This window comes from Ruegeria sp. CRTD044, from assembly GCF_059613485.1.
Genome location: NZ_JBXWSP010000007.1, coordinates 1 through 24,328, shown reverse-complemented (window position 1 = coordinate 24,328; position 24,328 = coordinate 1). Strand labels below are relative to the sequence as shown.

The following is a 24,328-nucleotide window of genomic DNA, read 5'->3' as shown; positions in this document are numbered from 1 at the left end:
GCAGATTGCCCCGATCGTTGCGTCAGCCGCGCAGGCGGGCCTGATAGTCGTGGTCCTGCCAGTTGGCGCGGGCCAGCCATTGGTCCTCGGGCTGGCGGGCGGCAAGGTCTGCGTCAATCTCGACTTCGTCGAAGCCGCTGCGCCGGGCCATCGCGTATTGGTCGGCCAACACGTGTCCTTTCGCGCGCAAGCGGCCTTCATAGCCCTTCAGGCGCAGCGTACGGGCAATGGTAAAGCCTCGGCCATCGGCAAAGGACGGAAAGTCGACGCGCACCATGCGCGTGTTTCCAAGCCGCTCGAACAATTCGTCGGGGTCCGTATCCGAGGTGACGTCCAGTGCGATCACATCGTTTGCGGCGTCCTCAAGGGTGACAAATCCGTCGGTCCAGTCATCAGGTGCAAAACCCTGGTCATTCACGATCACGTTCATGTTTTCTCTCCGCTGCGCACCATTTTGCCGTCGACGAAATGGATGCCGCATTCTTCCTTGTTCTGATCGCGCCAGCGTCCGGCGCGAGGGTCTTCGCCATCCTTCACCGGCGAGGTGCAGGGCGCACAGCCGATCGAGGGATAGCCCTTTGCCACCAACGGATGCCGGGGCAGGCGGTTTTCTTCCATGTAGGCGCGCACGTCCTGAGGCGCCCAATGCGCCAGAGGGTTCACCTTGATCCGGCCGGTGCCGTCCTCGACCTCGAAGAACTCGAGCGTGGCGCGGGTGCCGGATTGGAACCGCTTGCGTCCGGTAATCCAGCCTTCATATCTCGCCAAGGCCCGCTGCAAGGGGAAGGTCTTGCGCAGGTTGCAGCAGGCGTCCATGTCACGCAGCCGCAGCGCGCCATAGGGGTCTTCGCGCTGAATATCCTCGTCATCTGCGCGGATGATCTGGACGTTCTTCAGGCCCAGACGCTCGCTGACCTCATGCTGGTATTCCAGCGTTTCGGTAAACAGCATCATCGTGTCGATGAACAGGACCGGTGTGGCCTTGTCGACCACGGCAGCCATGTGCAGCAACACCACCGACTCGGCACCGAAGCTGGAGACCAGCGCTAGGTTGCCCGCCTCCTCAAGCGCACCATGCATGACGTCATGTGCGCTGTGGTGGCGGAACCGGGCGTTCAGCGCCTCGACCTTTTCGGTCAGTTCGCGTCGTTCCCGGCCCAGTTCCGTCTGGATCAGGTCAAGCGGCATTGGCCCGCGCCTCAGGGTAGAGGGCCGCCTTGAATGGCGCCATTCCAACACGGCGGTAGGTTTCCAAAAAAGTCTCCTCGGCGCTTGTGCGCTGTTCCAGATAGGTTTCCACGATACGTTCGACCGCGGGCACGATCTCGTCATAGGCAAAGCCCGGACCGGTACGGTCGCCGATGGCGGCCGTTTCGGTGGCGTCTCCTCCCAGCGTGATCTGGTAGTTTTCGACGCCCGCGCGATCCAGACCCAGGATGCCGATGTGACCCACGTGGTGATGCCCGCAGGCGTTGATGCAGCCCGAGATCTTGATCTTCAGGTGGCCGATGTCGTGCTCCAGCTTCAGCTCGTCGAACCGGGTCGCGATCTGCTGCGCCACCGGTATCGAGCGGGCCGTTGCCAGTGCGCAGTAGTCCATGCCGGGGCAGGCGATGATGTCGCTGATCAACCCGATATTGGCGGTGGCGAGCCCGTGCTCTTTCAGCTTGACGTGGATCGCGGGCAGGTCCGATTTGTGGACATGCGGCAGGATCACGTTCTGCTCGTGGCTGATGCGCAGCTCGTCATAGGCGTATTGCTCGGCCAGATCGGCCATCACGCGCATCTGCTCGGCGGTTGCGTCACCCGGCGTCTGGCCGTGTTTCTTGATCGAAATCGTGACGATCGCGTGATCCGCCTGCTTGTGCGGCGCAATGTTGGTGTCGATCCACGAGCGGAATACCGGGTCGTTCGAATAGGCGCTCTCGAACGCCGCGACCGAGCCTTCGCGGAAGGCGGGCGGGGCGAAATGCGCCTTGATCTGATCCAGCAGCGCCATGTCGGCGCCCTTGAATTGCGGGCGGACTTGCAGGAAGCGCTCGTTCACCTTGGCGCGGATCGCGTCGATGCCGTGTTCATGCACGGTGATCTTGATGCGGGCCTTGTACTTGTTGTCCCGGCGGCCGATCTGGTTCCAGACCGAAACGGTGGCTTCCAGGTAGGCCAGCAGGTCGTCGAAGGCCACGAAGTCGGACAATTCCTTGCCGATCATCGGCGTGCGGCCCAAGCCGCCCCCCACCAGAACGCGGGCACCCAGAACGCCGTCGCGCTCGACCAGTTGCAGGCCGATGTCATGGGCCTTGATCACGGCGCGGTCATGCTCGGACCCGGTGATGGCGATCTTGAACTTGCGCGGCATGAACTGGAACTCCGGGTGGTCGGTGGACCACTGGCGCAGCAGCTCGGCATAGGGGCGCGGATCGGCGATTTCATCCGCGGCGGCACCGGCGAAATGGTCCGCGGTCACATTGCGGATGGTGTTGCCGCTGGTCTGGATCGCGTGCAGGCCGACCTCGGCCAGCGCGTCCAGCATGTCAGGCACGTCGCGCAGCTTGGGCCAGTTGTACTGAATATTCTGGCGCGTGGTGAAATGGCCGTATCCCTTGTCCCACTTCTCGGCCAGCAGAGCCAGTTGGCGCATCTGGGCGCTGTTGAGCGTGCCATAGGGGATGGCCACCCGCAGCATGTAGGCGTGCAGTTGCAGATACAGGCCGTTCATCAGGCGCAGGGGTTTGAACTCGTCCTCGGTCAGCGAGCCGTCGATGCGGCGTTCGACCTGGGCGCGGAACTGGGCGTTGCGCTCGGCCAGGAATGCTTTGTCAAACTCGGAGTAGCGGTACATCTTTGGCTGTCCTTTGTTGCAGCCCCGGATCCGGGGCCTTTTTACGGGGAGAGAGGGGCCTGAGGTCAGACCCGGGGCTGCGGGGAAGATTCCTGTTTGCCGTGGGCATAGTTGGACGGACCAGTCCGGCGGAAGTCTTCCCGAAAATGGGTGGGTTCAGGACCGTTTTCGCCTGCAACGACATCTGCGAGATAGGCACCTACGATCTTGTCGACTTGCTTCTGGGCATCCAGAAGACGCAGCTGAGCGTGCGCTTCGTCGGTGATCAGTTCGGCCTCGCGCAGATCGCGCGACCAACGGTCATCGGCGGTCAGATAGATCACGTCGCCTTCCAGCAGGTCATTTGCTGTAACGACTTTAGGGGTGAAAGCGCGGGCCATCAGGCAAGCTCCTTGTCGAATTCGGTGACGGCTTTGGCCGCGTCGCGCGGGGCCAGGCCATAGAATGTGAGTGCAGGACCGTCGAGGCCGGCAGCGGCGAGGTCTGCAGGCAGTTGATCCAGCGTCGTGGCGACAACGCGCTGATCAGGTCGCGAGGCATTTTCGACCAGCGTGACCGGCGTGGCGCGATCGGCGCCGTGCATGATCAGGCGTCCTTGGATGAAACGGGCGGACTTCTTCCCCATGTAGATGGCTGCAACCGACCCCGGACGGGCCAGCGCAGCCCAGTCGTGATCGGCAAAGCCCTGCATGTCGTGCCCGGTCAGAAACCGGACCGAGGAGTTTCGGCCGCGTCGGGTCAGGCTTTGGCCAATTCCGGCCACCGCCGCCGAGGCAGCCGTAATGCCGGGAACGATCGTCCACGGGATACCGGCGGCGTCCAGCGCATCGATCTCTTCGTCCAGCCGGCCGAACAGGGTCGCGTCACCGGATTTGAGGCGAACGACCCGCTGTCCCTTGAGTGCGTAGTCAACCAGCAATGCGTTGATGTCACCCTGCTTCCAGGATGGACCAAAGCCGGCCTTGCCCACGTCGACCAGCCGGGCGTTCTGGCCGGCCAGTTGCAAAACTTCTGGGCTGATCAGGCGATCATGCAAAACAACCTCGGCCCGCTGGAATGCGGACAGGGCCTTGAGAGTCAGCAATTCAGGATCACCGGGTCCTGCGCCGACGAAGTCGACCTGTCCCGTTTGTCCTTTTGTCTGCGCGGCCTTCATTGGGTAGCCCTGGCTGTTGTTTGACTTGGCCCTCAATATAGGAAATATTCCCGCCCAGATGCCATATTGCCGATCAAAAAAGGACAGACGTTCTGAAATGCGCGGCAGGCGGAACATGGGTTTTCATTCGGAAGGAAAATTGGAATGTCGGTTCGAATAGACGACACGGATCGGAAAATTCTGGCCGAGCTGCAGCGAGACGCCAGTCAATCGCTGGACGAAATCGCGGCCAAGGTGGGCAGTTCAAAGACACCCGTTTGGAATCGCATCCGCAAGATGAAGGGAGCCGGGATCATCGGGCAGCAGACCGTTCTGCTGGATGCCGAGGCGCTGGGGTTCGAGGCCACGTTCTTCGTACTGATCCGTACCTCGGAACACGAGGCCGACTGGCAGCGCAAGTTCCTCAAGGCCCTGCGTGATCGTCCCGAAGTTCAAGAGGCGCACCGCCTGGCTGGCGACATCGACTACATTCTGAAAGTTCGGGTCAGGAACGCACGGGCCTACGATGCTTTTTACCAGGCGCTGATCTCGGAGGTGCGCGTGCACAACGTCACCGCGCTGTTGTCGATGGAAGAAATCAAATCGACCACCATGCTGCCCCTGAACGCCCTGGCCGACACCTGATCGACGCTCAGGCTTGGACCAAAAGTCGTGTCAGCCCGTGGAAATGGTACGTGTTGGCATATTCCGGGGATTCGGCCAGTCGCAGGCCCGGACAACGGTCAAAAAGAACCGGCAGAGCAATCCGCATTTCCAGCCGGGCCAGCGGGGCGCCGACGCAGAAATGCAAACCACCGCCAAAGCTCGTGTTGGCCTGAATGCTGCGGGTGGGGTCGAATTTGTCCGGGTCGGTCCAGACGTCTGGGTCACGGTTGGCGGCCCCAAGCATCAACGCCACCTGATCGCCGCGGGCAAACTGATTGCCAAAAACCTCGACGTCCTCATAGGCATAGCGCGTGAACATATGTAGCGGCGGGTCGAAGCGCAGGATCTCCTCGACCGTCATGTCGATTGTGTCCCGGCTCAGGGCATCAGGGGTGGTTCCGGACTCCAAAAGTGTTTTGACGCCGTTGCCCAGCGAATGAACGGTTGCCTCATGGCCGGCGTTCAACAAAAGGATACAGGTTGCGATCAACTCGTCGCGTGACAGTTTCTCGCCGTCTTCCTCTGCCGTGATCAAACGGGTGATCAGATCGTCTTTCGGTTCGGATCGGCGGTGAGAGACGTAGTCGTTCAGAAATGCCGAGAACTCGGCGGCGGCCTGTGCTGCCTGATCTTCGGTCTCACGGGTGCGGCTGGCCTGATACATGGCGACCATGGCGTGGGACCACTGCAACAACTGCGGTGCCATGCTTTGGGGTACACCCAGCAACCGGCAGATCGTGATCACAGGAACCTGCGTGCAATAGGTATCCAGAAGGTCGAATGGAGCATCGGGGAATGCGTCGATCAGGTCGTGACACAGTTTTTCGATGTCTGGTGCAAGCGCTCCGATAGCCCGCGAGGTAAAGGCGCGCAGAACCAGAGCGCGAAGGCGGGTATGGCGCGGAGGTTCGGCTTCGAGTAGCGAATGCGCTTCGACCGTCAGCCACGGCGCAAGGTGATCGGGGCCTTTTGTGGCCATCTCTGGCGGTACTTCACGTCCGAAACGCCGATCGCGCAAGAGGGTCTGGACCGCCGCGTGAGACATCGCCGCGGGCATGTCGTAGTCATGCCAGTACACCAAGTCACCGTGATCGCGCGCTGCCCGGTAGAAAGGATAGGGGTTTTGAACAAATTCGGGCTCGGTCGGAGATTGGTGCACGGTCTTCATGCGGCGCAGACTTGCCATGCGGCGCTGTGAATGCAAGACCCTGTTTCATGCAAAGAGTTTGGGTCACGATTGGTTTCCTGTTCGCGGTCGCGCTGTTGTCGGCGGCCGTCTGGTCTTATGGGTACCGGCAGGCGCTCTCTCAGCTTAGCGAGAAAGCCGAGGCCGATCTGGAGTTGGCTTCGGATCGTCTGAGCACTCAGTTGCAGGTCTATCAGGAACTTGCGGTGCTGATGGCCGAGCACCCGACGCTGCGGGCGTTGGACACCAGCGACCGGCGACGGGCGGCGCAGGCGCTACTGCTGGAGGTCGCTGACAAGACTTCGGCGGTGGATGTTCTTTATGCGGACAAGACTGGGCGCGTTCTGGCCGCTGCGCGGGACGTGGTGAATGGCAACATGGCCGATCAGCCCGCGTTTCAACGCGCGCTGCATGGCGCTCTCGGCAGCTCTCACGGGGTTTTGCGCGACACTGGGAACCGGATCTATTCCTATGCGGCGCCTGCGTTTTCCGAAGATGGTCAGGTAACCGGAGCCCTGATGGTCATCGCGGATGTCGAAGACGTTGAAAGCACGTGGCGCGGCAGTACCGAGGCGGTGTTTTTTGTGGATCGTTCTGGCTCGGTCTTCATTTCCAACCGGTCCGAACTGCTGTTCTGGCAACGTCCGCTGGGGCAGATCGGCTTGCAGCCGGCTGATGGCAAGCCGGGCGCGTTTTCGTCTACACGCATGGGCCCGCACGAGCTGTGGTCCATCGGCTGGAGCCCGTACCTGCCGGACCGCGCCCTGCACCTGACCCGCGATCTGCCGGTGATCGGAATGACAGGCGAAGTCTTGATGGATGTGACGCCAGCACGACGTCTGGCCGGATTGCAGGCCGCCGCGGTCGCAGCGATCTGCCTTGCCTTTGGCGCGTTGCTGTTTCTGGCGACCGAACGGCGGCGTACGCTGGCCGAAGCCAATGCGGTACTGGAGAGCCGGGTGGCACAGCGGACCCGCGCCCTGACGGCCGCAAACGTGGCTCTGCGCCGCGAGGTGGCCGAGCGGCAAGAGGCCGAAGCGGCGTTGAAACGCGCGCAGGACGATCTGGTACAGGCGGGCAAGCTGAGCGCGCTGGGGAAAATGTCGGCGGGCATCAGCCACGAATTGAATCAGCCGCTGATGGCCATCCGGCAATACGCCGACAATGGCACGGCCTTTCTGGCGCAGGGCAAGCCCGAAAAGGCCCGCGAAAACCTGGGGCGAATCTCGGACATGGCTGCCCGTATGGCGCGCATTATCAAGAACTTGCGAGCTTTTGCCCGCAATGAGAGCGAGCCTATGGGCAAGGTCGATCTGGTTCAGGTGCTCAACACCGCCGTCGAACTGACCGACGGCCGGTTGCGCTCGGACGGGGTCAAGCTGATCTGGCAGCCGCCCAATGCACCTGTCTTTGCCTGGGGCGGAGAGGTGCGGCTGGTGCAGGTCTTCGTCAATCTGATTACCAATGCCGCCGACGCGATGACCGGTCGGGAAACCCGAAGCCTGACGATCACGCTGACCCGTGGCGAGCGGTTGATGGTCGCGGTGCGCGATACCGGCCCGGGCATTCAGGATCCCGATCGCGTTTTTGAGCCGTTCTACACGACCAAAAGCGTTGGTTCATCCGAGGGAATGGGCCTTGGCCTTTCGATCTCATACGGTTTGGTCCAGAGTTTCGGAGGCGAGATACGCGGCGCGAACATGCCCGACGGAGCAGAATTCACCGTTGAGTTGGAACCTTTTGAAAAGGAAGCCGCGGCATGATCCGAACGGTTCTATTGGTCGATGATGACGCTGCCGTGCGTGAGGCACTGGCCCAGACTCTGGAGCTTGCGGACTATTCCGTAATTCCCGCTGGATCGTTTGTGGCTGCCAAAGACCATATCCGGGACGATTTCCCAGGTGTGATTGTCTCGGATATTCGGATGCCGGGACGGGATGGGTTTCATCTTCTGTCCTATGCCCGCGAGGTCGACTCGGAGTTGCCGGTCGTTCTGCTGACCGGCGAGGGCGACATACCGATGGCGGTGCAGGCCATGGGGCAGGGCGCGTTCGACTTTCTTGAGAAGCCCTGCGCTGCCGCCGATCTGCTTGCGGTTCTGAGCCGCGCATTTGCTGCGCGCAATCAGGTATTGGACGACCGTGCAGCCAAGCGCGAACTGGAGAAGGGTGATCCTGCGGCCCGCTTGTTGTTCGGTTTGTCACCGCAGGCTGATGCATTGCGGAACAGGGTGCGCAGCGTTGCCCCAACTCAAGCCGAAGTTCTGGTCACCGGACCGCCCGGCAGTGGCATTTCCAAAGTCGCCGAAGTCATCCATTTGATGTCACCCCGCGCGCAGGGGCCGTTCGTCAAGCGCCCGGCGTCAGGTCTGGGGGCGGATGCCCTGCAGGCGATATGCAAGGATGCGGCAGCCGGATCGTTGTTTCTGGATGAAGTCTCGGCCATGCCCGAGGCGACGCAATATGCGGCCCTGGAGATGATCGAAAACGGGCCCGGAGTGCGCATCATCGCCGGTACAACCGCGGACCTGTCCGAGATGGCGGCCGAGGGTCGGTTCAATGCCGATTTGTTCTATCGGTTGGACGTGATGCGGGTGCGTGTACCGTCTTTGGCCGAACGCCCCGAGGACATCCCGGTGATCTTTCGCCACTACGTCGCCCAAGCGGCCGAGCAGGCCGGGATCGCGACACCTGATGTCTCGTCCGAACACTTGGCTTCATTGATGGCGCGAGACTGGCCCGGCAACGCTCGTTCGCTGATGTCGGCGGCGATGCGTTTTGTTCTGGGGATGCCCGAGGATGTCGCTGCAGCGGCCGACCTTGGGCTGAACGAGCAGATGGCGCGCGTTGAGCGCTCGTTGCTGATCGCGGCCTTGGGTCGTCACAACGGAAGGGCGTCGGACGCGGCCAAGTCCCTGAAACTGCCGCGCAAGACGTTCTACGACAAATTGGCCCGCTACGGCATACGCCCTGAAGACTACCGGCGCTGACGCGGAACGATTCGCCCGATGATTCGATGTGTGTGCGGATTTTCGCACAGTGGCGCATTTGGGTGTGCGGTTTCCCGCACAAATGTCTGCGATAACAAAATACTCATTGCGGATGTTCTATTTAAACTACGGAAAAGTAATTAGAAAATCTGTCTGCTACCAGCCGTTCTCGAATTGTTGAACGGTGTCCGTCGATTCGTTTCACTCTTGCGCATCCGGCATCCCCATGGATGTCAAAGGAAGTTTCTTTGGAAGTCTGGGAGGAAAAGACAGATGAAATTCCTGGCAACAGCCGCCACCGCGCTTGCGCTTTCCGTTACCGCAACAGCGGGCTTCGCTGCCTGCGACGATGGCGAGATCGTCGTCAAGTTCGCGCATGTGACGAACACCGACAAACACCCCAAGGGTATCGCCGCATCGCTGCTCGAGCAGCGCGTTAATGACGAGATGAACGGCGTCATGTGCATGGAGGTCTATCCGAACTCGACGTTGTACAACGACGACAAGGTGCTTGAGGCGATGCTGCAGGGCGACGTGCAACTGGCCGCCCCGTCACTGTCGAAGTTCGAGAAGTTCACCAAGCAGTTCCGCCTGTTCGACCTGCCGTTCATGTTCAAGAACATCGACGCCGTTGATGCGTTCCAGGCCTCGGCGGATGGCCAGGCCATGAAAGACAGCATGCAGCGCCGCGGCCTGCAGGGTCTGGCGTTCTGGCACAACGGCATGAAGCAGATGTCGGCCAACAAGCCGCTGATCGATCCTTCGGACGCCAATGGCCTGAAGTTCCGCGTTCAGTCTTCGGACGTGCTGGTTGCGCAGATGGAGGCCATCGGCGGCAGCCCGCAGAAAATGGCATTCTCGGAAGTTTATGGTGCTCTGCAGCAGGGCGTTGTGGACGGTCAGGAGAACACCTGGTCGAACATTTACGGCAAAAAGTTCTTCGAAGTGCAGGATGGCATCACCGAAACCAACCACGGCATCATCGACTATCTGGTCGTGACTTCGGTCGACTGGCTGGACAGCCTGGATCCAGAAGTGCGCGAGCAGTTCTTGACGATCCTGGCCGAGGTGACCGAAGAGCGTAACCAAGAGGCGTTTGCGGTCAACGAAAAGGCCAAGCAGGCAATCGTCGACGCGGGCGGCACGATCCGCGAGCTGACGCCCGAGCAGCGTCAGGCCTGGGTTGATGCGATGAAGCCGGTTTGGGACAAGTTCTCCAGTGACGTCGGTCAGGACAAGATCGACGCCGCGCAGGCGATCAACGCCGGGTTCTGATCCGACACGCAGGTGTGCTCCGACGGTCGCAAGCCCGCCGGAGCACATACCAGGCGGGCCTGACCACGCCCGCCACCTCGATAAATCAACAAAAATGGGGACAGAAAGATGTCTGGTGCGAAAACCGGCCCCGGTGGGTTGGTCGACCGAATCGAAGAAACCCTGATCGCGTTGCTTCTTGGCCTGATGACGGCCGTGACCTTTGCCAACGTAATCGCGCGTTTCGTCTTCAACTCCAACATCCTTTGGGCGCTAGAGCTGACCGTATTCACCTTTGGATGGCTGGTATTGCTGGGGGCGTCCTACGCCGTCAAGAAGCACGCGCATCTGGGGGTGGATGCCATCCTGAACATGCTGCCACCAGCACCGCGCAGGGTACTGGCACTGATCGCGGTGGGGTGCTGCCTCGTATTCTCGCTGCTGCTGCTTAAGGGGTCCTACGATTACTGGGCGGTCTTCGCTGACCTGCCCCCGACCTCTGGCCGCTGGTTCCCTACGGGCTTTGATTTCGACGCTCGTAGTCAGAGCTTCTACGAGGTGGACGACATCCCGATGGTCGCGCCGCTTCGGTTCCTCGAAGATCTCATCAACTATGGCGAGTACTACGAGAAGCTGCCCAAGGTCGTGCCGTATTTCGTACTGCCGCTGTCGATGCTGCTGCTGGTGATCCGCTTTGCCCAGGCAGGGCTGCAGATCCTGCGCGGTGAGGCCGACCGTATTGTCGCAAGCCACGAGGTTGAGGACGAGATCGAAGAAGTCCGGGCCCTTAAGGGAGAACACGACTGATGGATGTAGTACTACTTTTTGCCATGGTCGTGGGCCTGCTGCTGATCGGCGTTCCGATCGCAGTTGCCCTTGGGCTGAGCTCGACCCTGTTTCTGCTGATCTACTCGGACAGCTCGCTGGCTTCGGTTGCCGGGACCCTGTTCGAGGCGTTCGAGGGCCACTTTACCCTGCTGGCCATCCCGTTCTTCATCCTTGCATCGTCTTTCATGACGACCGGAGGGGTGGCACGCCGGATCATTCGGTTCTCGATCGCCTGCGTTGGTCACCTGCCTGGCGGTTTGGCAATTGCGGGCGTGTTCGCATGTATGCTGTTCGCCGCGCTGTCAGGATCGTCCCCGGCTACCGTTGTTGCGATCGGTTCGATCGTGATCGCCGGTATGCGGCAGGTCGGCTATTCCAAGGAATTCGCAGCGGGCGTCATCTGTAACGCCGGTACGCTGGGTATCCTGATCCCGCCTTCGATCGTTATGGTTGTCTACGCGGCCGCGGTCGAAGTCTCGGTCGGCAGGATGTTCCTGGCCGGTGTCATTCCGGGGCTCATGGCCGGGTTCATGCTGATGGTCACAATATATGTGATGGCCAAGGTCAAGAACCTGCCGAAAGGTGATTGGAAAGGCTGGGGCGAGATATTTGCGTCGGCACGCGAGGCCGGTTGGGGTCTGTTCCTGATCGTCATCATCCTGGGCGGCATCTACGGCGGTATCTTCACACCGACCGAAGCCGCGGCGGTCGCGGCTGTATACGCCTTCTTCATCGCCAGCTTCGTCTACAAGGACATGGGGCCACTCAGCACCGGGGACGGTGAGCAAAACCTCTCGCTTGTGAAAAAGCCGCTGGCGCTGATCACGGCCTTTTTCCACCCCGACACCAAACATACGCTGTTTGAGGCCGGCAAGCTGACGGTCACCCTGCTTTTCGTCATCGCCAACGCGCTGATCCTCAAGCATGTTCTGACCGATGAGCAGGTGCCGCAGCATATTGCCGGCGCGATGCTATCGGCAGGTCTGGGGCCGATCACTTTCCTGATCGTGGTCAACGTGATCCTGCTGATCGGCGGTCAGTTCATGGAGCCCTCGGGCCTGCTGGTCATCGTGGCGCCGCTGGTGTTTCCGATTGCCATCGAACTGGGCATCGACCCGATCCATCTGGGCATTATCATGGTGGTGAACATGGAAATCGGGATGATCACGCCGCCCGTGGGTCTGAACCTGTTCGTTACGTCGGGCGTCGCGGGAATGCCGATGATGGCCGTCGTACGCGCAGCACTGCCGTTCCTGGCCGTTCTGTTCGTCTTCCTGATCATGATCACGTATATCCCGTGGCTGTCGACGGTGTTGCCAAACACCTTCATGGGCCCCGAGATCATTACGAACTAGACCATTGCAATCGATCCGAACCGGGCAGCCGGTTCGGATCACTTTTGCGCGGCCGGCCGGCATCTGAAGGGCCGCCTCGCTGAATGGCCGGGCTTGAACTCACCACCGGTTCTTACCACATAGTGACCGAGGACGACCTCCCCACCATGGGTGATCATTCGGGACGACCCGAAGTTTATAGAGGTGTCCCCGATGTCCTGGATCTTTCTTCTTTTTGCCGGTTTGCTGGAAATCGTCTGGGCAGTTGCCATGAAGCAGTCCGCTGGATTCACGCGGCTTTGGCCAACCGTTGTCATGGGGGGCGCGATGCTCGGTTCGTTCGGTTTGCTGGCCCTTGCCATGCGCTCCTTGCCACTGGGAACCGCCTACGTGCTGTGGACGGGTATCGGCGCGGTCGGTGCGTTCCTGGTTGGTGTGATGTTTCTGGGCGAGGCACTGACCCCGCTGCGTGTCATCGCGGCGACGCTGATCGTGTCCGGCATGGTCGCAATGAAACTTGCGTGACCGGCCCGTTGTTGACGCAGGCACCCGCAGTGGGCAGGCTGGGACCATTCTGATCACCGTAACCAACGAGTGCCGCAACATGCTGACCGATGACGACAAGCGCCTGATGCGCGTTGCCTACCAAGAAGCCAAAGCCGGTTTCGATGAGGGCGGTTGCCCGATCGGATCTGTATTGGCTCGGAACGGCACGATCATCTCGCAGGGCCGAAACCAAAGGGTTCAGCAGGGGGATCCGATCGCCCATGGCGAGATGGATGCGCTGCGCAAGGCCGGGCGGCAGAAGACGTACCGAGATACAGTTCTGTATACCACCTTGTCTCCGTGCATGATGTGCGCCGGGACGATCGTTCAGTTCGGCATCCCACGCGTGGTCATTGGTGACACGAAAAACTTCGGCGGCAACGAAGATTTCCTGCGCGACCGCGGTGTCGAGGTAGTTTTGGCCGAAGACCCGGACTGCATCGCCCTGATGCGCAGGTTCGTGACTGAACAGCCCGAGCTTTGGGCCGAGGACATCGCGGACTGAGCGTGCGTCGACTGGTCAGGCCTGTTCCAGCGCGGAAATGATGCCCGAGAAATCGCGTGCCTTCAGGCTTGCACCGCCGACCAGCGCGCCGTCCACGTTGGACACTCCGAAAATCTCCGCCGCGTTGTCCGGCTTGACCGAACCGCCATAGAGCAAACGAACCGACCGGCCGACACCTTCGCCAAATCGCCGTTCAAGTCTGGCGCGAATGAAATCGTGGACTTCGCCGATTTCTTCCAGGGTGGGAACCTTGCCGGTGCCGATGGCCCAGATCGGTTCATAAGCCACGACGAGGTTCTCTCCGGTGGCAAGGTCCGGGATCGATCCGGACAACTGTCCGCCAATGATGTCGAGCGTATTGGCCGCTTCGCGCTGTTCAAGACTTTCTCCGACGCAGATGATTGCGGTCAGGCCCGCGTTCATGGCCGCCCGGGCCTTGGCGCGGATGTCGTCGTCTTTCTCGCCGTGGTCTTCGCGCCGTTCCGAATGCCCGACGATTACGCTGGTCGCGCCGGCGTCTTTCAGCATCTCGGCGCTCAGATCACCCGTATGGGCGCCCGAAACCTCGGCGTGGCAGTCCTGTCCGCCGATGGAGACCCCCGAGCCTTGCACGGCTTGTGCGGCCCGGTGGATCAAAGTTGCCGGAGGGCAGATCAGAATATCGACCGTCGGAGAAGGGTGCGTTGCTGTCAGCGTGTCCAACTCGGACAGAGCAGCCCCGGTTCCGTTCATTTTCCAGTTTCCGGCTGCCAGTCTGCGTCGCATAGCGGGGTCTCCGTGATCTTTCGTGCGTTTCTATCCAGTTAGCACCCGGATCAAGGTCTGACAATTGCGCTTGGGTGGCCGCGCGCGGGCGAGTCGCGCGACGGATCGATCCGGGCGGACCCAACCAAGCGGTGCAGGCGGCAGTTCACCTGCCCGCAAACGTTGCAGGCTTTAGGTGACTCAGCGCTGTTCGGCCAGGTTTTCGTCGAACCTGATCGACTCGCCGCAGCCACAGGCATCGACGACATTGGGATTTTTGAACTTGAACCCGGATTCCAGCAGTGAGACCTCGTAGTCGATCTCGGTTCCGAACAAAAACATCTGAGCCATCGGAGCGATCATGACCCGCGCCCCATCCTGTTCGACCACTTCGTCATGCGGATCCGGCTGATCGACATACTCCATTGTATATTCCATACCGGCACAGCCGCCTTTTTTGACGCCAATCCGCAGACCGGCATGGCCGCCCGACGTCATCAGGCGGAGGATCTGCTCTGCAGCTTTGGGCGTCATCGTCACGGCCTGTTTGCCGGGAATGCCGAACATCGTCGTCTCCATTTTCGCGCGTTATACCTAATCTAAGGCCCCAAGGGCCCGGGCTCAAGAGAGTGCGGTGCCACAAGTTTGCTCATCGCCGGTTTTGACCGTACCGTACGGGCAGAGGGCAGGGTTTGCCGATGAGATCGAATTGACAGCAGAACAAGGTGGGTTTCGATGATGTTGCGGATTTCAAATAGGATTGGCTTTTGCCGGCAGGTTGCGTTTCTGGCTCTTCTGGTGGCCGGTAGTGCCGTTCATGCAGCGGGCGATCAAAAGCGGCACCCGGTGAATTGCTCGACCGCCGAAGGTGACCTGCGCGCAATTGCGGCGGAAAAGAAACATGCCGAGGATCAGCAGGCGGAAAGTGTGGTCGCGATCACGCCGGCCGGGGCGTTGCTTGGATTGATCTCTGGAACAGAACAGAAGCGGTTGCAGATGCTGTCGGGTGACTATGTCAAGAAACTGGACGACCGCGCCGCCGAGATCAAAGCACAGTGCAACGTGAACTGAGTGTCCCTCAGAGAGTAAAATAGGGCCGCTCTCGGGCAAGAACGGCCCAGTATTGCAGAGCCTCGGCAGGGGGGCGGTAGACGCTCAAACGTGGTCGCCATTGACTACTGGAGCGATATTTGAGTTGCCGAGTTCCAATGACGGGTCCGACTGCGAACCCCGCGTTGTAATTGTTGCGCAACAACGTAACGGTTCGACGACCGATTCGTGACAACTGGGTTTCAGGTTTGTGACAATTCCCACGCGCTCAGCGAGGCAGGCCCTTACATGAAGCCAAGTTCCAGCCGGGCTTCGTCGGACATCATTTCCATTCCCCAAGGTGGTTCCCAGGTCAGTTCGACATCCACCTCCTTGACCCCGGCAACGGGCTCGATGGCCTCGACGATCCAGCCGGGCATGTCACCGGCCACCGGGCAGCCCGGAGCGGTCAGGGTCATGATGATCTTGACTGCGTTGTCGCTGCTGATGTCGATCGTGTAGATCAGTCCAAGGTCATAGATATTGACCGGAATTTCAGGGTCATAGACAGTCCTGCAGGCCTCGACCACGGATTCGTACAGAGGGTGCTCAACGGTCGAAGGCGCAATCAGGGGCGTGCCTTCAAGCTGTTCGCTGGGGTGGGTCATGAATGCCTCGGGTTGTTACCTGAGCAATTATATAGGGAAAGCTGAAGGCAGCGTCCAGAGGGGGTAGGGCGCCCCGCTACAGGGCGCCGCACCGGTCAGTCGTTGATGTCGTGGTCAAACGTCCTGACTTGCCCATGTGGCAGCGCGAACATGCGCCGCAGAACGAGCCATGCGATCAACGACAAGGTGGCGAAGATCAAAAGCAGAACAGGCAGGTTCGGTGCTAAGCCGGGGATGACCAGAAGGATGCCGGTGATAGCCGCCCCGATAGCGAAGCCAAGGAAGATGAAACCTGGCAAAGCCACTTCCAGAATGCCCAGCGCCAGTGCGGCTGCCAGCCATACCCACCACGTCAGCCAGAACGGATCCGCCATCATTTGCCTCCTTTGAGCATTTTGAAGGCGTCGCCAAACGCTTCGAGCGCATTTGCGGGCACGACGATCGTCTGGCTGCCTCCGCTTTTGCCCATCGCATTCAATGCCTCAACTTGCTTCAGCGCAACCTGATACTGGGCGGCTTCGATCCCGTTGTCCTGGATGGCCTTTGCGACGACGCCGGTTGCATAGGCTTCCGCGTCCGCCTGCACGCGGCGCGCCTTGGCGGCTTGTTCCGCCGCATACAGATCGGCGTCGGCCTGCAGTTCGACCGCGCGTTTCTGGCCCTCGGCTTCGGTTACCTGAGCGCGACGGGCGCGTTCGGCATTCAACTGCTGAAGCATGGCGTCGCGGGTCGCCTGATCTAGGTTCACGTCCAGAATTTCGGCGCGGGTTACCTCGATCCCCCAGTCGTCAACCGCGGTTTCGACGCTTTCTTGAATGCGTTCAATCAGTTGCGCGCGATTTGACTGAACCTCGTCCAGGTCCATTTTGCCGATTTCGGCCCGCACGATACCAGCAACGGTCGTTGCGATGGCGCCGTCGACGTCGCGAATGCGGTAAACGGTCTTTTCCGGCTCGAGGATACGGTAGAAGACCGATGTATCGATCTGCACCAAGACGTTATCCTTGGTGATTGCGTCCTGCGTCGCATTGGGCAGCTGACGTTCCAAGATGGATATCTTGTGACGCGCAACGTCCAGAAAAGGAACGATAAAGTTGATCCCGGGCCCCAGCACAGAGTGCAGGCGTCCGAACCGTTCGACCACATATTTCTCGGATTGTGGAACGATCTTGATACCCTTGAGGATGATGACGACGACCAAGGCCGCCCCAAGCAGGTAGATGATGTTCGATGATAGCAGTCCGATGATCTGGTCTTCGGTCATTTCTGTCCTCATTTTTTGTGTACAATGGTATACACTTGGGGATTGAAGGGCTGAATTTCAACTCAGCTATGAAATGAACCGAACAGGATATCCATGCAAGGTAATTGGGACAAAGCACGGAGATTTCGGGTTGTGGCTGCTTTGCATCCGCCGTTGATTGCGCTATCGGGGCGAAATGAAACTGATTATCGACACAGACCCCGGCATCGACGATGCCATGGCGATCGCCTACGCCGCCGCCGCCCCGGAAATTGACCTGATCGGCCTGACTACGGTTTTTGGCAATACGCATGTCCAGCAGTCCAGCCGGAACGCGCGGTTTCTGGCTCACAAGCTTGGGTTGGACATACCTGTGGCGCAGGGCGCAGCGTTTCCATGGGAAGCTGATGCGCACACGCCCTCTCGGCACGTGCATGGGGATGAGGGTTTTGGTGATGTAATCGATGTGCCCGAGATCGGCGCGAACCACGACCTGAGCGCAGCCGAGTTTCTGGTCGAGATGGCCCGGCGCTACATGAAGGACCTAACGGTGTGCGCGGTTGGGCCGCTGACCAACATTGCCAATGCGATGCGTCTGGATCCGGATTTCGCTGAGAACATCGGCCAGTTAGTCATTATGGGCGGTGCAGTCTTCTGTCCTGGCAACATCACCGATCACGCCGAGGCGAATATCTATCACGATGCGAAAGCCGCAGACGAGGTGTTCGCTCAGCCCGCTCCGACGGTTCTGGTCGGCCTGGATGTGACCTTGAAAACGCTCTATCGCGCGGCTGATTTCGGGGAACTGGCGCGACGCGCGCCTGAAATCGGTGGATTTCTGAACGATATCTCTCAGTTCTATCTGAATTTCTACCGCGATGTCGCCGGGTTGGATGGCTGCGGTCTGCATGACTCGACCGCAGTCATCGCCTGTTCGCACCGTGCGATGTTCGAAATTCAAGAAACAGGTTTGAAAGTGGTAACCGAAGGGCCCGAGGTTGGGGCAACCCGGCCGGACCCGTCTCGCCCACCGTTGCAGGTGTGCTGTGACGTCGTTGGTCAGCAGGTGGTGGACCTGTTCACGCAAAGGGTTGCCAGCTTGCCCTGACGGGTTGCATTGGCCGGGCAGATCGGGCAAAGCCTGCCCGGTTCAGCGACCCGAGGCGATGACATGACCCAGCGTTTCTCATTCGAATTGAAGGCCACCGACGGCAAGGCCCGCACCGGCGTGATCCACACGCCGCGGGGCGAAGTGCGGACGCCGGCCTTCATGCCCGTGGGCACGGCCGCGACGGTCAAGGCGATGATGCCCGAAAGCGTGCGGGCGACCGGCGCCGATATCCTGCTGGGCAACACCTATCACCTGATGCTGCGGCCCACGGCCGAACGGATCGACCGTCTGGGCGGGCTGCACAAATTCATGAACTGGGAGCGCCCGATCCTGACCGACTCGGGCGGGTTTCAGGTGATGTCCCTGGCGGGTCTGCGCAGGCTGACCGAGAAGGGGGTGACCTTCAAATCGCATATCGACGGGTCCAAACACGTGCTGACACCCGAGCGGTCGATGGAGATCCAGCGCCTGCTGGGGTCGGACATCGTGATGTGTTTCGACGAATGCCCCGCCTTGCCCGCCGATCGCGACCGGATCGCCGAGTCGATGCGCCTGTCGATGCGATGGGCCGAACGGTCCCGCGAGGCCTTTGGTGACCGGCCCGGCCATGCGCTGTTCGGGATCATGCAGGGCGGGTTGGAGCGCGACCTGCGCGAGGAAAGCGCCGAGGCGCTCAAGGCCATCGGGTTCGAGGGCTATGCCGTTGGCGGTCTGGCCGTTGGCGAGGGGCAGGAGGCCATGTTCGGCTGTCTGGACTATGCGCCCGATTTCCTGCCCACCGACAAGCCACGGTATCTGATGGGCGTGGGCAAGCCCGATGACATCGTGGGTGCCGTGGCGCGCGGGATCGACATGATGGATTGCGTGCTGCCGTCGCGTTCGGGGCGGACGGGGCAGGTGTTCACCCGCCGCGGCGTGGTGAACATCAAGAACGCCCGCCATGCCGACGATCCGCGCCCGTTGGACGAACAGTGCACTTGCCCGGCCTGCTCGAATTACTCGCGTGCCTATCTGCACCATGTATTCCGGGCCAACGAGATGATCTCGGGCATGCTGCTGACCTGGCACAATCTGCATTATTTCCAAGAGATCATGCAGGGCATGCGGGACGCCATCGCCGCCGGTGCATTCGAGGCCTGGCAGGCCGAGTTCCATGCGCAGCGGGCGCAGGGTGATATCGAGCCGCTCTGAAGGGCGTGTTGGGCTGCCCAAGCCAAAATCAGTGGATATGTAGTCGCGATGCCTTGCAGTCGGGGAAACCTCGGGCCATTCTGATTGGCACAGGTAAGGCGACGAGGTTGAAATGGGGCGGTCCGCGCCCCACCTCTATCGTCCGAGAAAGGAGATGGCCGACGGCTGCCTGAAACAGGGGTCAGTGCCATCTTGCCAATGATAAGGATAGAGCATGCAAGAGCCTCTTAATTCCTCATACCCCGTTCTGCCGCTGCGCGACATTGTCGTGTTTCCGCACATGATCGTCCCGCTGTTCGTGGGGCGTGAAAAGTCGGTGCGCGCGCTGGAAGAGGTGATGCAGGATGACAAGCAAATTCTGCTGTCCAGTCAAGTCGACCCTTCCGTCGACGACCCGACCCAGGACGGTATCTACCGCAGCGGCGTTCTGGCAAATGTCCTGCAGCTGCTCAAGCTGCCCGATGGCACGGTAAAAGTGCTGGTCGAAGGGCAGGCCCGCGTCAAGATTTCGGAATTCATTGAGAATGAAGAATTCTTTGAGGCCCGCGCCGAATACCTGACCGAAATTCCCGGCGACGTAACGACGACGCAGGCGCTTTTGCGTACCGTCGCCGATGAGTTCGAGCGGTACGCCAAGGTTCGCAAGAACATCCCGGAAGAAGCCCTGACCGCTGTCAGCGAGACAACCGATCCGGCGAAACTGGCCGATTTGGTTTCCGGTCACCTTGGCATCGAGGTCGAACAGAAGCAGGACCTGCTGGAAACGCTCAGCATCAGCGAGCGTCTGGAAAAGGTCTATGGCCTTATGCAGGGCGAGATGTCGGTTCTTCAGGTCGAGAAGAAGATCAAGACCCGCGTCAAGTCGCAGATGGAGAAGACCCAGCGCGAATACTATCTGAATGAGCAGATGAAGGCCATTCAAAAGGAACTGGGCGATGGCGAGGACGGCGCGAACGAGATCGCCGAGCTGGAAGCCAAGATCGCCGAAACCAAGCTTTCGAAAGAAGCCCGCGAAAAGGCGGAAGGCGAGCTGAAAAAGCTCAAGAACATGTCGCCGATGTCGGCCGAAGCGACCGTGGTGCGCAACTATCTGGATTGGATCCTGTCGCTGCCTTGGGGCACCAAGTCTCGGGTCAAGAAAGACCTTGGCCGGGCGCAGCAGATCCTCGATGCCGATCACTATGGCCTCGAAAAGGTCAAGGAGCGGATCGTCGAGTATCTGGCGGTCCAGCAGCGCTCGAAGAAGCTGAAAGGCCCGATCATGTGCCTTGTCGGCCCTCCGGGCGTGGGCAAGACCTCGCTTGGCAAGTCGGTCGCCAAGGCCACGGGGCGCGAGTTCATCCGCATCTCGTTGGGTGGGGTGCGCGATGAATCCGAGATCCGCGGCCACCGCCGGACCTATATCGGCTCGATGCCCGGCAAGATCATCCAGGCGCTGAAAAAGGCGAAAACCACGAACCCGCTGATCTTGCTCGATGAAATCGACAAGATGGGGCAGGATTTCCGTGGTGATCCGGCGTCGGCCATGCTCGAGGTGCTGGACCCGGAACAGAACAGCACGTTCATGGACCACTATCTTGAGGTCGAATATGACCTGTCGAACGTGATGTTCCTGACCACGTCCAACAGCTACAACATGCCTGGGCCGCTTCTGGACCGGATGGAGATCATTCCGCTGGCCGGCTACACCGAGGACGAAAAGCGCGAAATCGCGAAGCAGCACCTGATCTCCAAGCAGGTGAAGAACCACGGGCTGAAGGCCAAAGAGTTCGAACTGACCGATGAGGCGCTGACCGCGATCATCCGCACCTATACCCGCGAGGCCGGTGTGCGGAATCTTGAGCGCGAGATTGCCAAGGTGGCGCGCAAATCCTTGACCCGGATCATCAAGAACGAGACCGACCGGGTTGTCGTGACGGCTGAGAACCTGCACGAATTCCTGGGTGTGCCCAAGTTCCGGTACGGTTTGGCTGAACAGGATGATCAGGTTGGCGTTGTGACCGGTTTGGCCTGGACCTCGGTCGGTGGCGACCTGCTGCATATCGAGGCGTTGAAGCTGCCGGGCAAGGGTCGGATGAAGACCACAGGCAAGCTGGGCGATGTGATGAAGGAATCCATCGACGCGGCTTCGTCCTATGTACGGTCGATTTCGCCTCAGATCGGGGTCAAACCGCCGCAGTTCGACAAGATTGACATCCACGTGCATGTGCCTGACGGCGCGACTCCCAAGGATGGGCCCAGCGCCGGCCTGGCGATGGTGACTTCGATCGTGTCGGTCCTGACCGGTATCCCGGTCCGCAAGGACATCGCCATGACGGGCGAAGTTTCGCTGCGCGGCAACGCCATGCCGATCGGCGGGTTGAAGGAGAAACTGCTCGCAGCTCTGCGGGGTGGCATCAAGACAGTGCTTATTCCGGAAGAGAACGAGAAGGATCTGGCCGACATCCCCGACAACGTGAAGGAAGGGCTGGAGATCATCCCGGTCAAGCACGTGTCCGAAGTTCTGGAGCGCGCACTGGTGCGCAAACCTGAGCCGATCGAATGGGATGAGGCCGCCGAAGAAGCCGCAGCCGCAGCGGCCAAGGCGTCGGATAACAGTGGACCTTCAGCCACGGCGCACTGATCTGAAAACAACGAGAAGGGCGGGGATTATTTCCCGCCCTTTCTGATTCAAAGCCCGATTACAGGTTTTGCTGGGTCCAAAACTTCTTCCTCGGCTATGTAGAGCTGGAATTTCTCGGGCGGCAGGGCGGACCGGACTGCGATCCAGAAAATGGTCGATGACAGCAGGGTGCAAAACAAGATGTCCCACCCGAACGGGATCAGGTGCAGCGCGCCGTCTCCGAATTGACCAAGAAACGAGATCAACCCAAGTCCAGCCAGATAGGGCGCGAGCCACAAGGCCTGTTTGAGGTCCATCTGCTCTAGGCGTCCCCGAAACCGCGCCAAAAGCAGGAGCAGCCCGATCAGAAGGGTGATGCCCAGGCGCCCGACCGTATCCCAGCCGCTCCAGTAGACGATCAGAGTTGCAATAGCAAAGGCCAGCATTCCCACAAACCCCACCGCCGGAACGCGGATCGAGCGGGGCCTGTCTGGCAATAGGCTGCGCAGGCACACAACGGCGATGGGGCCTACGGCGAAGGACAGGACGATAGCTGCCCCGTTCAGGGCGATCACCGTCTCAAAGGGAATGGTCAAAAGGAAAAGGGTGCCAATCACGAAGTTGAGCACCAGCGCCCAGATGGGCACGCCAAATGCCGACAGATGCTGGATGCGCGCAGGCAGAAACCCGTTCTGCGACAGGGCCATCGCGATCCGTGCGTTCGAGCCGGTGGCCACGAGGGCGTTTCCGAACGGCCCGATCACCGAGCCGACGTTGAGGATGCTGATGAACCATAATATCCCGACGGACATAATGACCCCGTCCAAAGGGCCTTCTCCGGCAAAACTCAGCTTGGCCCAGCCCTGCGCCAGCATCTGAGGATCGAGCGAGCCGATGAAAGCGATCTGCAGGCCCAGATAGATTGCCGCACACATGATGAACGACAACACCAGCGCCGCCGGAATGTCGAATTTCGGGTTTCGCACCTCGCCTGCCATGTCGACCACATGCCTGAACCCGATGAACGAGAAGATTACCCCACCGGTCGAAACGGCGGCCATTATTCCCTTGAGCCCATACGGTGCGAACCCGTCGGGCTGCGTGAAGTTCTCGGCATTGAAACGTGAGAGGATCAGCACCACGGATAGCAGGATCGGAATAGCCACCTTTGCGCTTGTTATCATTGTGTTGACCCGCGCAAAGAACTTTACGCCCAGCATATTGATTAGGACGAAAAACACCATGAATACCAAGGCCACAGCCTGTCCGGGCGTGGTCAGGTCACCAGATGGCGCATGCAGCCAGCGTGCGTAGGGTGCGAGGTAGGACAGCATCGCCTCGACCTCGATCGGAGCGGTCGTGTTGTACCCGATCCAGGCAGTCCAACCCATCGTCATGGCGACGATGTTGCCGTGCGAAAACTGCGGGACCCGGGCGATGCCTCCGGGGATCGGCAACATGGCCGAGATTTCGGCGAATGTGATGGCCAGAATGAACATTGCCACAGCCCCGATTATCCAGGACAAAACGGCCGCGGGGCCAGCGTGCTGAACGGCCAGAAGCGGCCCGAACAGCCAGCCTGAGCCAATGATTCCGCCGACAGATATGAAGGTCAGACCCACCAGGCCGATGTCACGCTTTAGTTCGGCCATGCATGTCCCTGATTGCCATGCCGGTGCTTCACCGACCCGAGCTCAAGGATAGACGCCGAGTCTCATCCGTATCAAGCGTTGAAAAAGAGAGGGAATGGTGGGTGATAAGAGATTTGAACTCCTGACATCTTCGATGTGAACGAAGCGCTCTACCACTGAGCTAATCACCCGTAGGGCGGCGTATTACAGTGCTTTTTATCCGGCTGCAAGAGGGGAGACACGCGGTATTTTAGCCATATTCGGACAAGACCGATTGAGTCCTGTGATTGGGCTTTTCCCTGTCCGATAATTTTGAGCGCCTAACACGTGGCGCAGCCCAAATGCGGTCAAAGCGGCGAGCCAGCTGCGCCAAATTGAAACCGAAACAAATGCAGCCTTGGAATGAACCAGGCTCTGATCGCTGAATTCGTTTCGGAACTAGGAAACGACTGCAACGTGGACGGCTATGAAAGCCAAGCGATTTTTGTCGAGGGGGATTTTGCAGGGCAGTTGGTAGCAGTAGAATCTTCCGCATGACTTTCCGCTGGCGAGTTCGCCGTTTTGTTGCGGCTCGGCGATGGCAACCAAGGGTTAAGGTGTCTCCGCGCCGGAGCTATCCAAAAGGAGCGTGCCAAAGGCGCTCGGGAACAAATTTTCCGGTTCGTGCAAAAAACTTGAAAACGCCGCTTGACGATGCCCGGGCGTAGCCATAATACACCCCAACGTTCAGCAATGAACGGGCAGCGGGCGGTTGTAGCTCAGTTGGTTAGAGTACCGGCCTGTCACGCCGGGGGTCGCGGGTTCGAGCCCCGTCAACCGCGCCA

Annotated in this window: 24 protein-coding genes, 2 tRNA genes and 1 pseudogene; 14 read left to right on the top strand and 13 right to left on the bottom strand. The window is 60.1% G+C overall.

Translation table 11 applies throughout. From position 1 onward, the window contains the following. Positions 1–22: 22 nt before the first annotated feature. From AC2FNL_RS07870 to cobA, 5 genes and pseudogenes are all read right to left on the bottom strand, one after another. Positions 23–430, bottom strand: a complete 408-nt coding sequence (locus tag AC2FNL_RS07870) for a DUF934 domain-containing protein (RefSeq protein WP_170357651.1) — start codon at positions 428–430, stop codon at positions 23–25. Continuing rightward, entirely contained in the window at positions 427–1,188 is a 762-nt protein-coding gene (locus AC2FNL_RS07865; RefSeq protein WP_170432902.1) for a phosphoadenylyl-sulfate reductase, read from the bottom strand. The genes AC2FNL_RS07870 and AC2FNL_RS07865 overlap by 4 nt, the downstream gene beginning before the upstream one ends. Beyond that, positions 1,178–2,842, bottom strand: a complete 1,665-nt coding sequence (locus AC2FNL_RS07860) for a nitrite/sulfite reductase (protein ID WP_496833045.1) — start codon at positions 2,840–2,842, stop codon at positions 1,178–1,180. The genes AC2FNL_RS07865 and AC2FNL_RS07860 overlap by 11 nt, the downstream gene beginning before the upstream one ends. A 65-nt stretch (positions 2,843–2,907) precedes the next feature. Further along, positions 2,908–3,222 carry a DUF2849 domain-containing protein gene (locus AC2FNL_RS07855; RefSeq protein ID WP_093961929.1) on the bottom strand — a complete coding sequence of 105 codons (315 nt, stop codon included), beginning with the start codon at positions 3,220–3,222 and terminating at the stop codon, positions 2,908–2,910. Further along, positions 3,222–3,968: pseudogene (gene cobA, locus AC2FNL_RS07850) on the bottom strand (uroporphyrinogen-III C-methyltransferase); the annotation flags it as partial. The gene AC2FNL_RS07855 and the pseudogene cobA, both read right to left, overlap by 1 nt. A gap of 174 nt (positions 3,969–4,142) precedes the next feature. Between cobA and AC2FNL_RS07845 the strand changes: the two are divergent. Then, on the top strand, positions 4,143–4,622 hold the full coding sequence (locus AC2FNL_RS07845) for an Lrp/AsnC family transcriptional regulator (RefSeq protein WP_496833044.1): 480 nt from the start codon (positions 4,143–4,145) through the stop codon (positions 4,620–4,622). Positions 4,623–4,629: 7 nt separating this feature from the next. Here the strand turns inward: AC2FNL_RS07845 and AC2FNL_RS07840 are convergent, their stop codons facing one another. Then, positions 4,630–5,811 (bottom strand): cytochrome P450, encoded by a 1,182-nt coding sequence (locus AC2FNL_RS07840; RefSeq protein ID WP_496833215.1) that lies wholly within the window; start codon positions 5,809–5,811, stop codon positions 4,630–4,632. Between the two features lie 47 nt (positions 5,812–5,858). On the opposite strand from AC2FNL_RS07840, the gene AC2FNL_RS07835 reads away from it, so the two are divergent. The 7 genes from AC2FNL_RS07835 to AC2FNL_RS07805 all read left to right on the top strand — a co-directional run bounded on the left by AC2FNL_RS07835 (position 5,859) and on the right by AC2FNL_RS07805 (position 13,285). Further along, entirely contained in the window at positions 5,859–7,592 is a 1,734-nt protein-coding gene (locus AC2FNL_RS07835) for a sensor histidine kinase (protein ID WP_496833043.1), read from the top strand. Continuing rightward, positions 7,589–8,818 carry a sigma-54-dependent transcriptional regulator gene (locus AC2FNL_RS07830; RefSeq protein WP_496833042.1) on the top strand — a complete coding sequence of 410 codons (1,230 nt, stop codon included), beginning with the start codon at positions 7,589–7,591 and terminating at the stop codon, positions 8,816–8,818. The genes AC2FNL_RS07835 and AC2FNL_RS07830 overlap by 4 nt, the downstream gene beginning before the upstream one ends. Positions 8,819–9,091: 273 nt before the next feature. Then, positions 9,092–10,093 (top strand): DctP family TRAP transporter solute-binding subunit, encoded by a 1,002-nt coding sequence (locus AC2FNL_RS07825; RefSeq protein ID WP_496833041.1) that lies wholly within the window; start codon positions 9,092–9,094, stop codon positions 10,091–10,093. A 108-nt stretch (positions 10,094–10,201) separates the two neighbouring features. Next, positions 10,202–10,879 (top strand): TRAP transporter small permease, encoded by a 678-nt coding sequence (locus AC2FNL_RS07820; RefSeq protein WP_093961935.1) that lies wholly within the window; start codon positions 10,202–10,204, stop codon positions 10,877–10,879. Then, a complete protein-coding gene (locus tag AC2FNL_RS07815) occupies positions 10,879–12,255 on the top strand; it encodes a TRAP transporter large permease (protein ID WP_496833040.1) in 1,377 nt (458 codons plus the stop codon). The genes AC2FNL_RS07820 and AC2FNL_RS07815 overlap by 1 nt, the downstream gene beginning before the upstream one ends. A 192-nt stretch (positions 12,256–12,447) precedes the next feature. After that, entirely contained in the window at positions 12,448–12,759 is a 312-nt protein-coding gene (locus AC2FNL_RS07810) for a DMT family transporter (protein ID WP_170338823.1), read from the top strand. Continuing rightward, the gene (locus AC2FNL_RS07805) at positions 12,752–13,285 is read left to right on the top strand and encodes a nucleoside deaminase (protein WP_496833039.1); all 534 of its coding nucleotides are present in this window, start codon (positions 12,752–12,754) and stop codon (positions 13,283–13,285) included. Before AC2FNL_RS07810 ends, AC2FNL_RS07805 begins: the two co-directional genes overlap by 8 nt. 15 nt (positions 13,286–13,300) lie before the next feature. On the opposite strand, the gene tpiA is transcribed toward AC2FNL_RS07805, so the two are convergent. Together tpiA and AC2FNL_RS07795 are read right to left on the bottom strand one after the other, a co-directional pair. Next, entirely contained in the window at positions 13,301–14,050 is a 750-nt protein-coding gene (gene tpiA, locus AC2FNL_RS07800; protein WP_170586503.1) for a triose-phosphate isomerase, read from the bottom strand. A gap of 180 nt (positions 14,051–14,230) precedes the next feature. After that, the gene (locus AC2FNL_RS07795; RefSeq protein ID WP_093962947.1) at positions 14,231–14,596 is read right to left on the bottom strand and encodes a HesB/IscA family protein; all 366 of its coding nucleotides are present in this window, start codon (positions 14,594–14,596) and stop codon (positions 14,231–14,233) included. Positions 14,597–14,827: 231 nt separating this feature from the next. Here AC2FNL_RS07795 and AC2FNL_RS07790 point away from each other — a divergent pair, with 231 nt between their 5' ends. After that, positions 14,828–15,100, top strand: coding sequence for a hypothetical protein (locus tag AC2FNL_RS07790; protein ID WP_254920117.1), 273 nt, complete (start codon positions 14,828–14,830; stop codon positions 15,098–15,100). A 263-nt stretch (positions 15,101–15,363) separates the two neighbouring features. Here AC2FNL_RS07790 and AC2FNL_RS07785 read toward each other — a convergent pair whose 3' ends face one another. The 3 genes from AC2FNL_RS07785 to AC2FNL_RS07775 all read right to left on the bottom strand — a co-directional run bounded on the left by AC2FNL_RS07785 (position 15,364) and on the right by AC2FNL_RS07775 (position 16,990). Beyond that, a complete protein-coding gene (locus tag AC2FNL_RS07785) occupies positions 15,364–15,726 on the bottom strand; it encodes an SUF system Fe-S cluster assembly protein (RefSeq protein ID WP_093961939.1) in 363 nt (120 codons plus the stop codon). 95 nt (positions 15,727–15,821) lie between these two features. Beyond that, positions 15,822–16,100: an NfeD family protein gene (locus tag AC2FNL_RS07780; protein WP_093962948.1), complete on the bottom strand. Its 279-nt coding sequence runs from the start codon at positions 16,098–16,100 to the stop codon at positions 15,822–15,824. After that, a complete protein-coding gene (locus AC2FNL_RS07775; protein WP_496833038.1) occupies positions 16,100–16,990 on the bottom strand; it encodes an SPFH domain-containing protein in 891 nt (296 codons plus the stop codon). Before AC2FNL_RS07775 ends, AC2FNL_RS07780 begins: the two co-directional genes overlap by 1 nt. 175 nt (positions 16,991–17,165) lie before the next feature. Between AC2FNL_RS07775 and AC2FNL_RS07770 the strand changes: the two genes are divergently transcribed. From AC2FNL_RS07770 to lon, 3 genes are all read left to right on the top strand, one after another. Continuing rightward, positions 17,166–18,077 carry a nucleoside hydrolase gene (locus AC2FNL_RS07770; RefSeq protein WP_496833037.1) on the top strand — a complete coding sequence of 304 codons (912 nt, stop codon included), beginning with the start codon at positions 17,166–17,168 and terminating at the stop codon, positions 18,075–18,077. 63 nt (positions 18,078–18,140) lie between these two features. Then, positions 18,141–19,271 (top strand): tRNA guanosine(34) transglycosylase Tgt, encoded by a 1,131-nt coding sequence (gene tgt, locus AC2FNL_RS07765; protein ID WP_496833036.1) that lies wholly within the window; start codon positions 18,141–18,143, stop codon positions 19,269–19,271. Between the two features lie 214 nt (positions 19,272–19,485). Beyond that, complete coding sequence (lon, locus tag AC2FNL_RS07760; RefSeq protein WP_170368385.1) at positions 19,486–21,894, top strand: endopeptidase La; 2,409 nt, start codon at positions 19,486–19,488, stop codon at positions 21,892–21,894. A gap of 47 nt (positions 21,895–21,941) precedes the next feature. Here lon and AC2FNL_RS07755 read toward each other — a convergent pair whose 3' ends face one another. Further along, a complete protein-coding gene (locus AC2FNL_RS07755) occupies positions 21,942–23,525 on the bottom strand; it encodes an APC family permease (protein ID WP_496833035.1) in 1,584 nt (527 codons plus the stop codon). 95 nt (positions 23,526–23,620) lie between these two features. Beyond that, positions 23,621–23,695, bottom strand: a tRNA-Val gene (locus AC2FNL_RS07750). 211 nt (positions 23,696–23,906) lie between these two features. On the opposite strand from AC2FNL_RS07750, the gene AC2FNL_RS07745 reads away from it, so the two are divergent. Both AC2FNL_RS07745 and AC2FNL_RS07740 read left to right on the top strand, forming a co-directional pair. After that, the gene (locus tag AC2FNL_RS07745; RefSeq protein WP_496833034.1) at positions 23,907–24,041 is read left to right on the top strand and encodes a hypothetical protein; all 135 of its coding nucleotides are present in this window, start codon (positions 23,907–23,909) and stop codon (positions 24,039–24,041) included. A 210-nt stretch (positions 24,042–24,251) separates the two neighbouring features. Then, positions 24,252–24,328: transfer RNA gene (locus tag AC2FNL_RS07740), tRNA-Asp, on the top strand.

Coding starts and splice junctions, on each gene's coding strand:
- AC2FNL_RS07835 (WP_496833043.1), top strand. CDS start 5,859: ATGCAAAGAGTTTGGGTCACGATTGGTTTCCTGTTCGCGGTCGCGCTG.
- lon (WP_170368385.1), top strand. CDS start 19,486: ATGCAAGAGCCTCTTAATTCCTCATACCCCGTTCTGCCGCTGCGCGAC.
- AC2FNL_RS07810 (WP_170338823.1), top strand. CDS start 12,448: ATGTCCTGGATCTTTCTTCTTTTTGCCGGTTTGCTGGAAATCGTCTGG.
- AC2FNL_RS07755 (WP_496833035.1), bottom strand. CDS start 23,525: ATGGCCGAACTAAAGCGTGACATCGGCCTGGTGGGTCTGACCTTCATA.
- AC2FNL_RS07745 (WP_496833034.1), top strand. CDS start 23,907: ATGAACCAGGCTCTGATCGCTGAATTCGTTTCGGAACTAGGAAACGAC.
- AC2FNL_RS07795 (WP_093962947.1), bottom strand. CDS start 14,596: ATGTTCGGCATTCCCGGCAAACAGGCCGTGACGATGACGCCCAAAGCT.
- AC2FNL_RS07770 (WP_496833037.1), top strand. CDS start 17,166: ATGAAACTGATTATCGACACAGACCCCGGCATCGACGATGCCATGGCG.
- AC2FNL_RS07820 (WP_093961935.1), top strand. CDS start 10,202: ATGTCTGGTGCGAAAACCGGCCCCGGTGGGTTGGTCGACCGAATCGAA.
- AC2FNL_RS07815 (WP_496833040.1), top strand. CDS start 10,879: ATGGATGTAGTACTACTTTTTGCCATGGTCGTGGGCCTGCTGCTGATC.
- AC2FNL_RS07840 (WP_496833215.1), bottom strand. CDS start 5,811: ATGAAGACCGTGCACCAATCTCCGACCGAGCCCGAATTTGTTCAAAAC.
- AC2FNL_RS07860 (WP_496833045.1), bottom strand. CDS start 2,842: ATGTACCGCTACTCCGAGTTTGACAAAGCATTCCTGGCCGAGCGCAAC.
- AC2FNL_RS07825 (WP_496833041.1), top strand. CDS start 9,092: ATGAAATTCCTGGCAACAGCCGCCACCGCGCTTGCGCTTTCCGTTACC.
- tgt (WP_496833036.1), top strand. CDS start 18,141: ATGACCCAGCGTTTCTCATTCGAATTGAAGGCCACCGACGGCAAGGCC.
- AC2FNL_RS07785 (WP_093961939.1), bottom strand. CDS start 15,726: ATGACCCACCCCAGCGAACAGCTTGAAGGCACGCCCCTGATTGCGCCT.
- tpiA (WP_170586503.1), bottom strand. CDS start 14,050: ATGCGACGCAGACTGGCAGCCGGAAACTGGAAAATGAACGGAACCGGG.
- AC2FNL_RS07855 (WP_093961929.1), bottom strand. CDS start 3,222: ATGGCCCGCGCTTTCACCCCTAAAGTCGTTACAGCAAATGACCTGCTG.
- AC2FNL_RS07775 (WP_496833038.1), bottom strand. CDS start 16,990: ATGACCGAAGACCAGATCATCGGACTGCTATCATCGAACATCATCTAC.
- AC2FNL_RS07830 (WP_496833042.1), top strand. CDS start 7,589: ATGATCCGAACGGTTCTATTGGTCGATGATGACGCTGCCGTGCGTGAG.
- AC2FNL_RS07870 (WP_170357651.1), bottom strand. CDS start 430: ATGAACGTGATCGTGAATGACCAGGGTTTTGCACCTGATGACTGGACC.
- AC2FNL_RS07845 (WP_496833044.1), top strand. CDS start 4,143: ATGTCGGTTCGAATAGACGACACGGATCGGAAAATTCTGGCCGAGCTG.
- AC2FNL_RS07865 (WP_170432902.1), bottom strand. CDS start 1,188: ATGCCGCTTGACCTGATCCAGACGGAACTGGGCCGGGAACGACGCGAA.
- AC2FNL_RS07780 (WP_093962948.1), bottom strand. CDS start 16,100: ATGGCGGATCCGTTCTGGCTGACGTGGTGGGTATGGCTGGCAGCCGCA.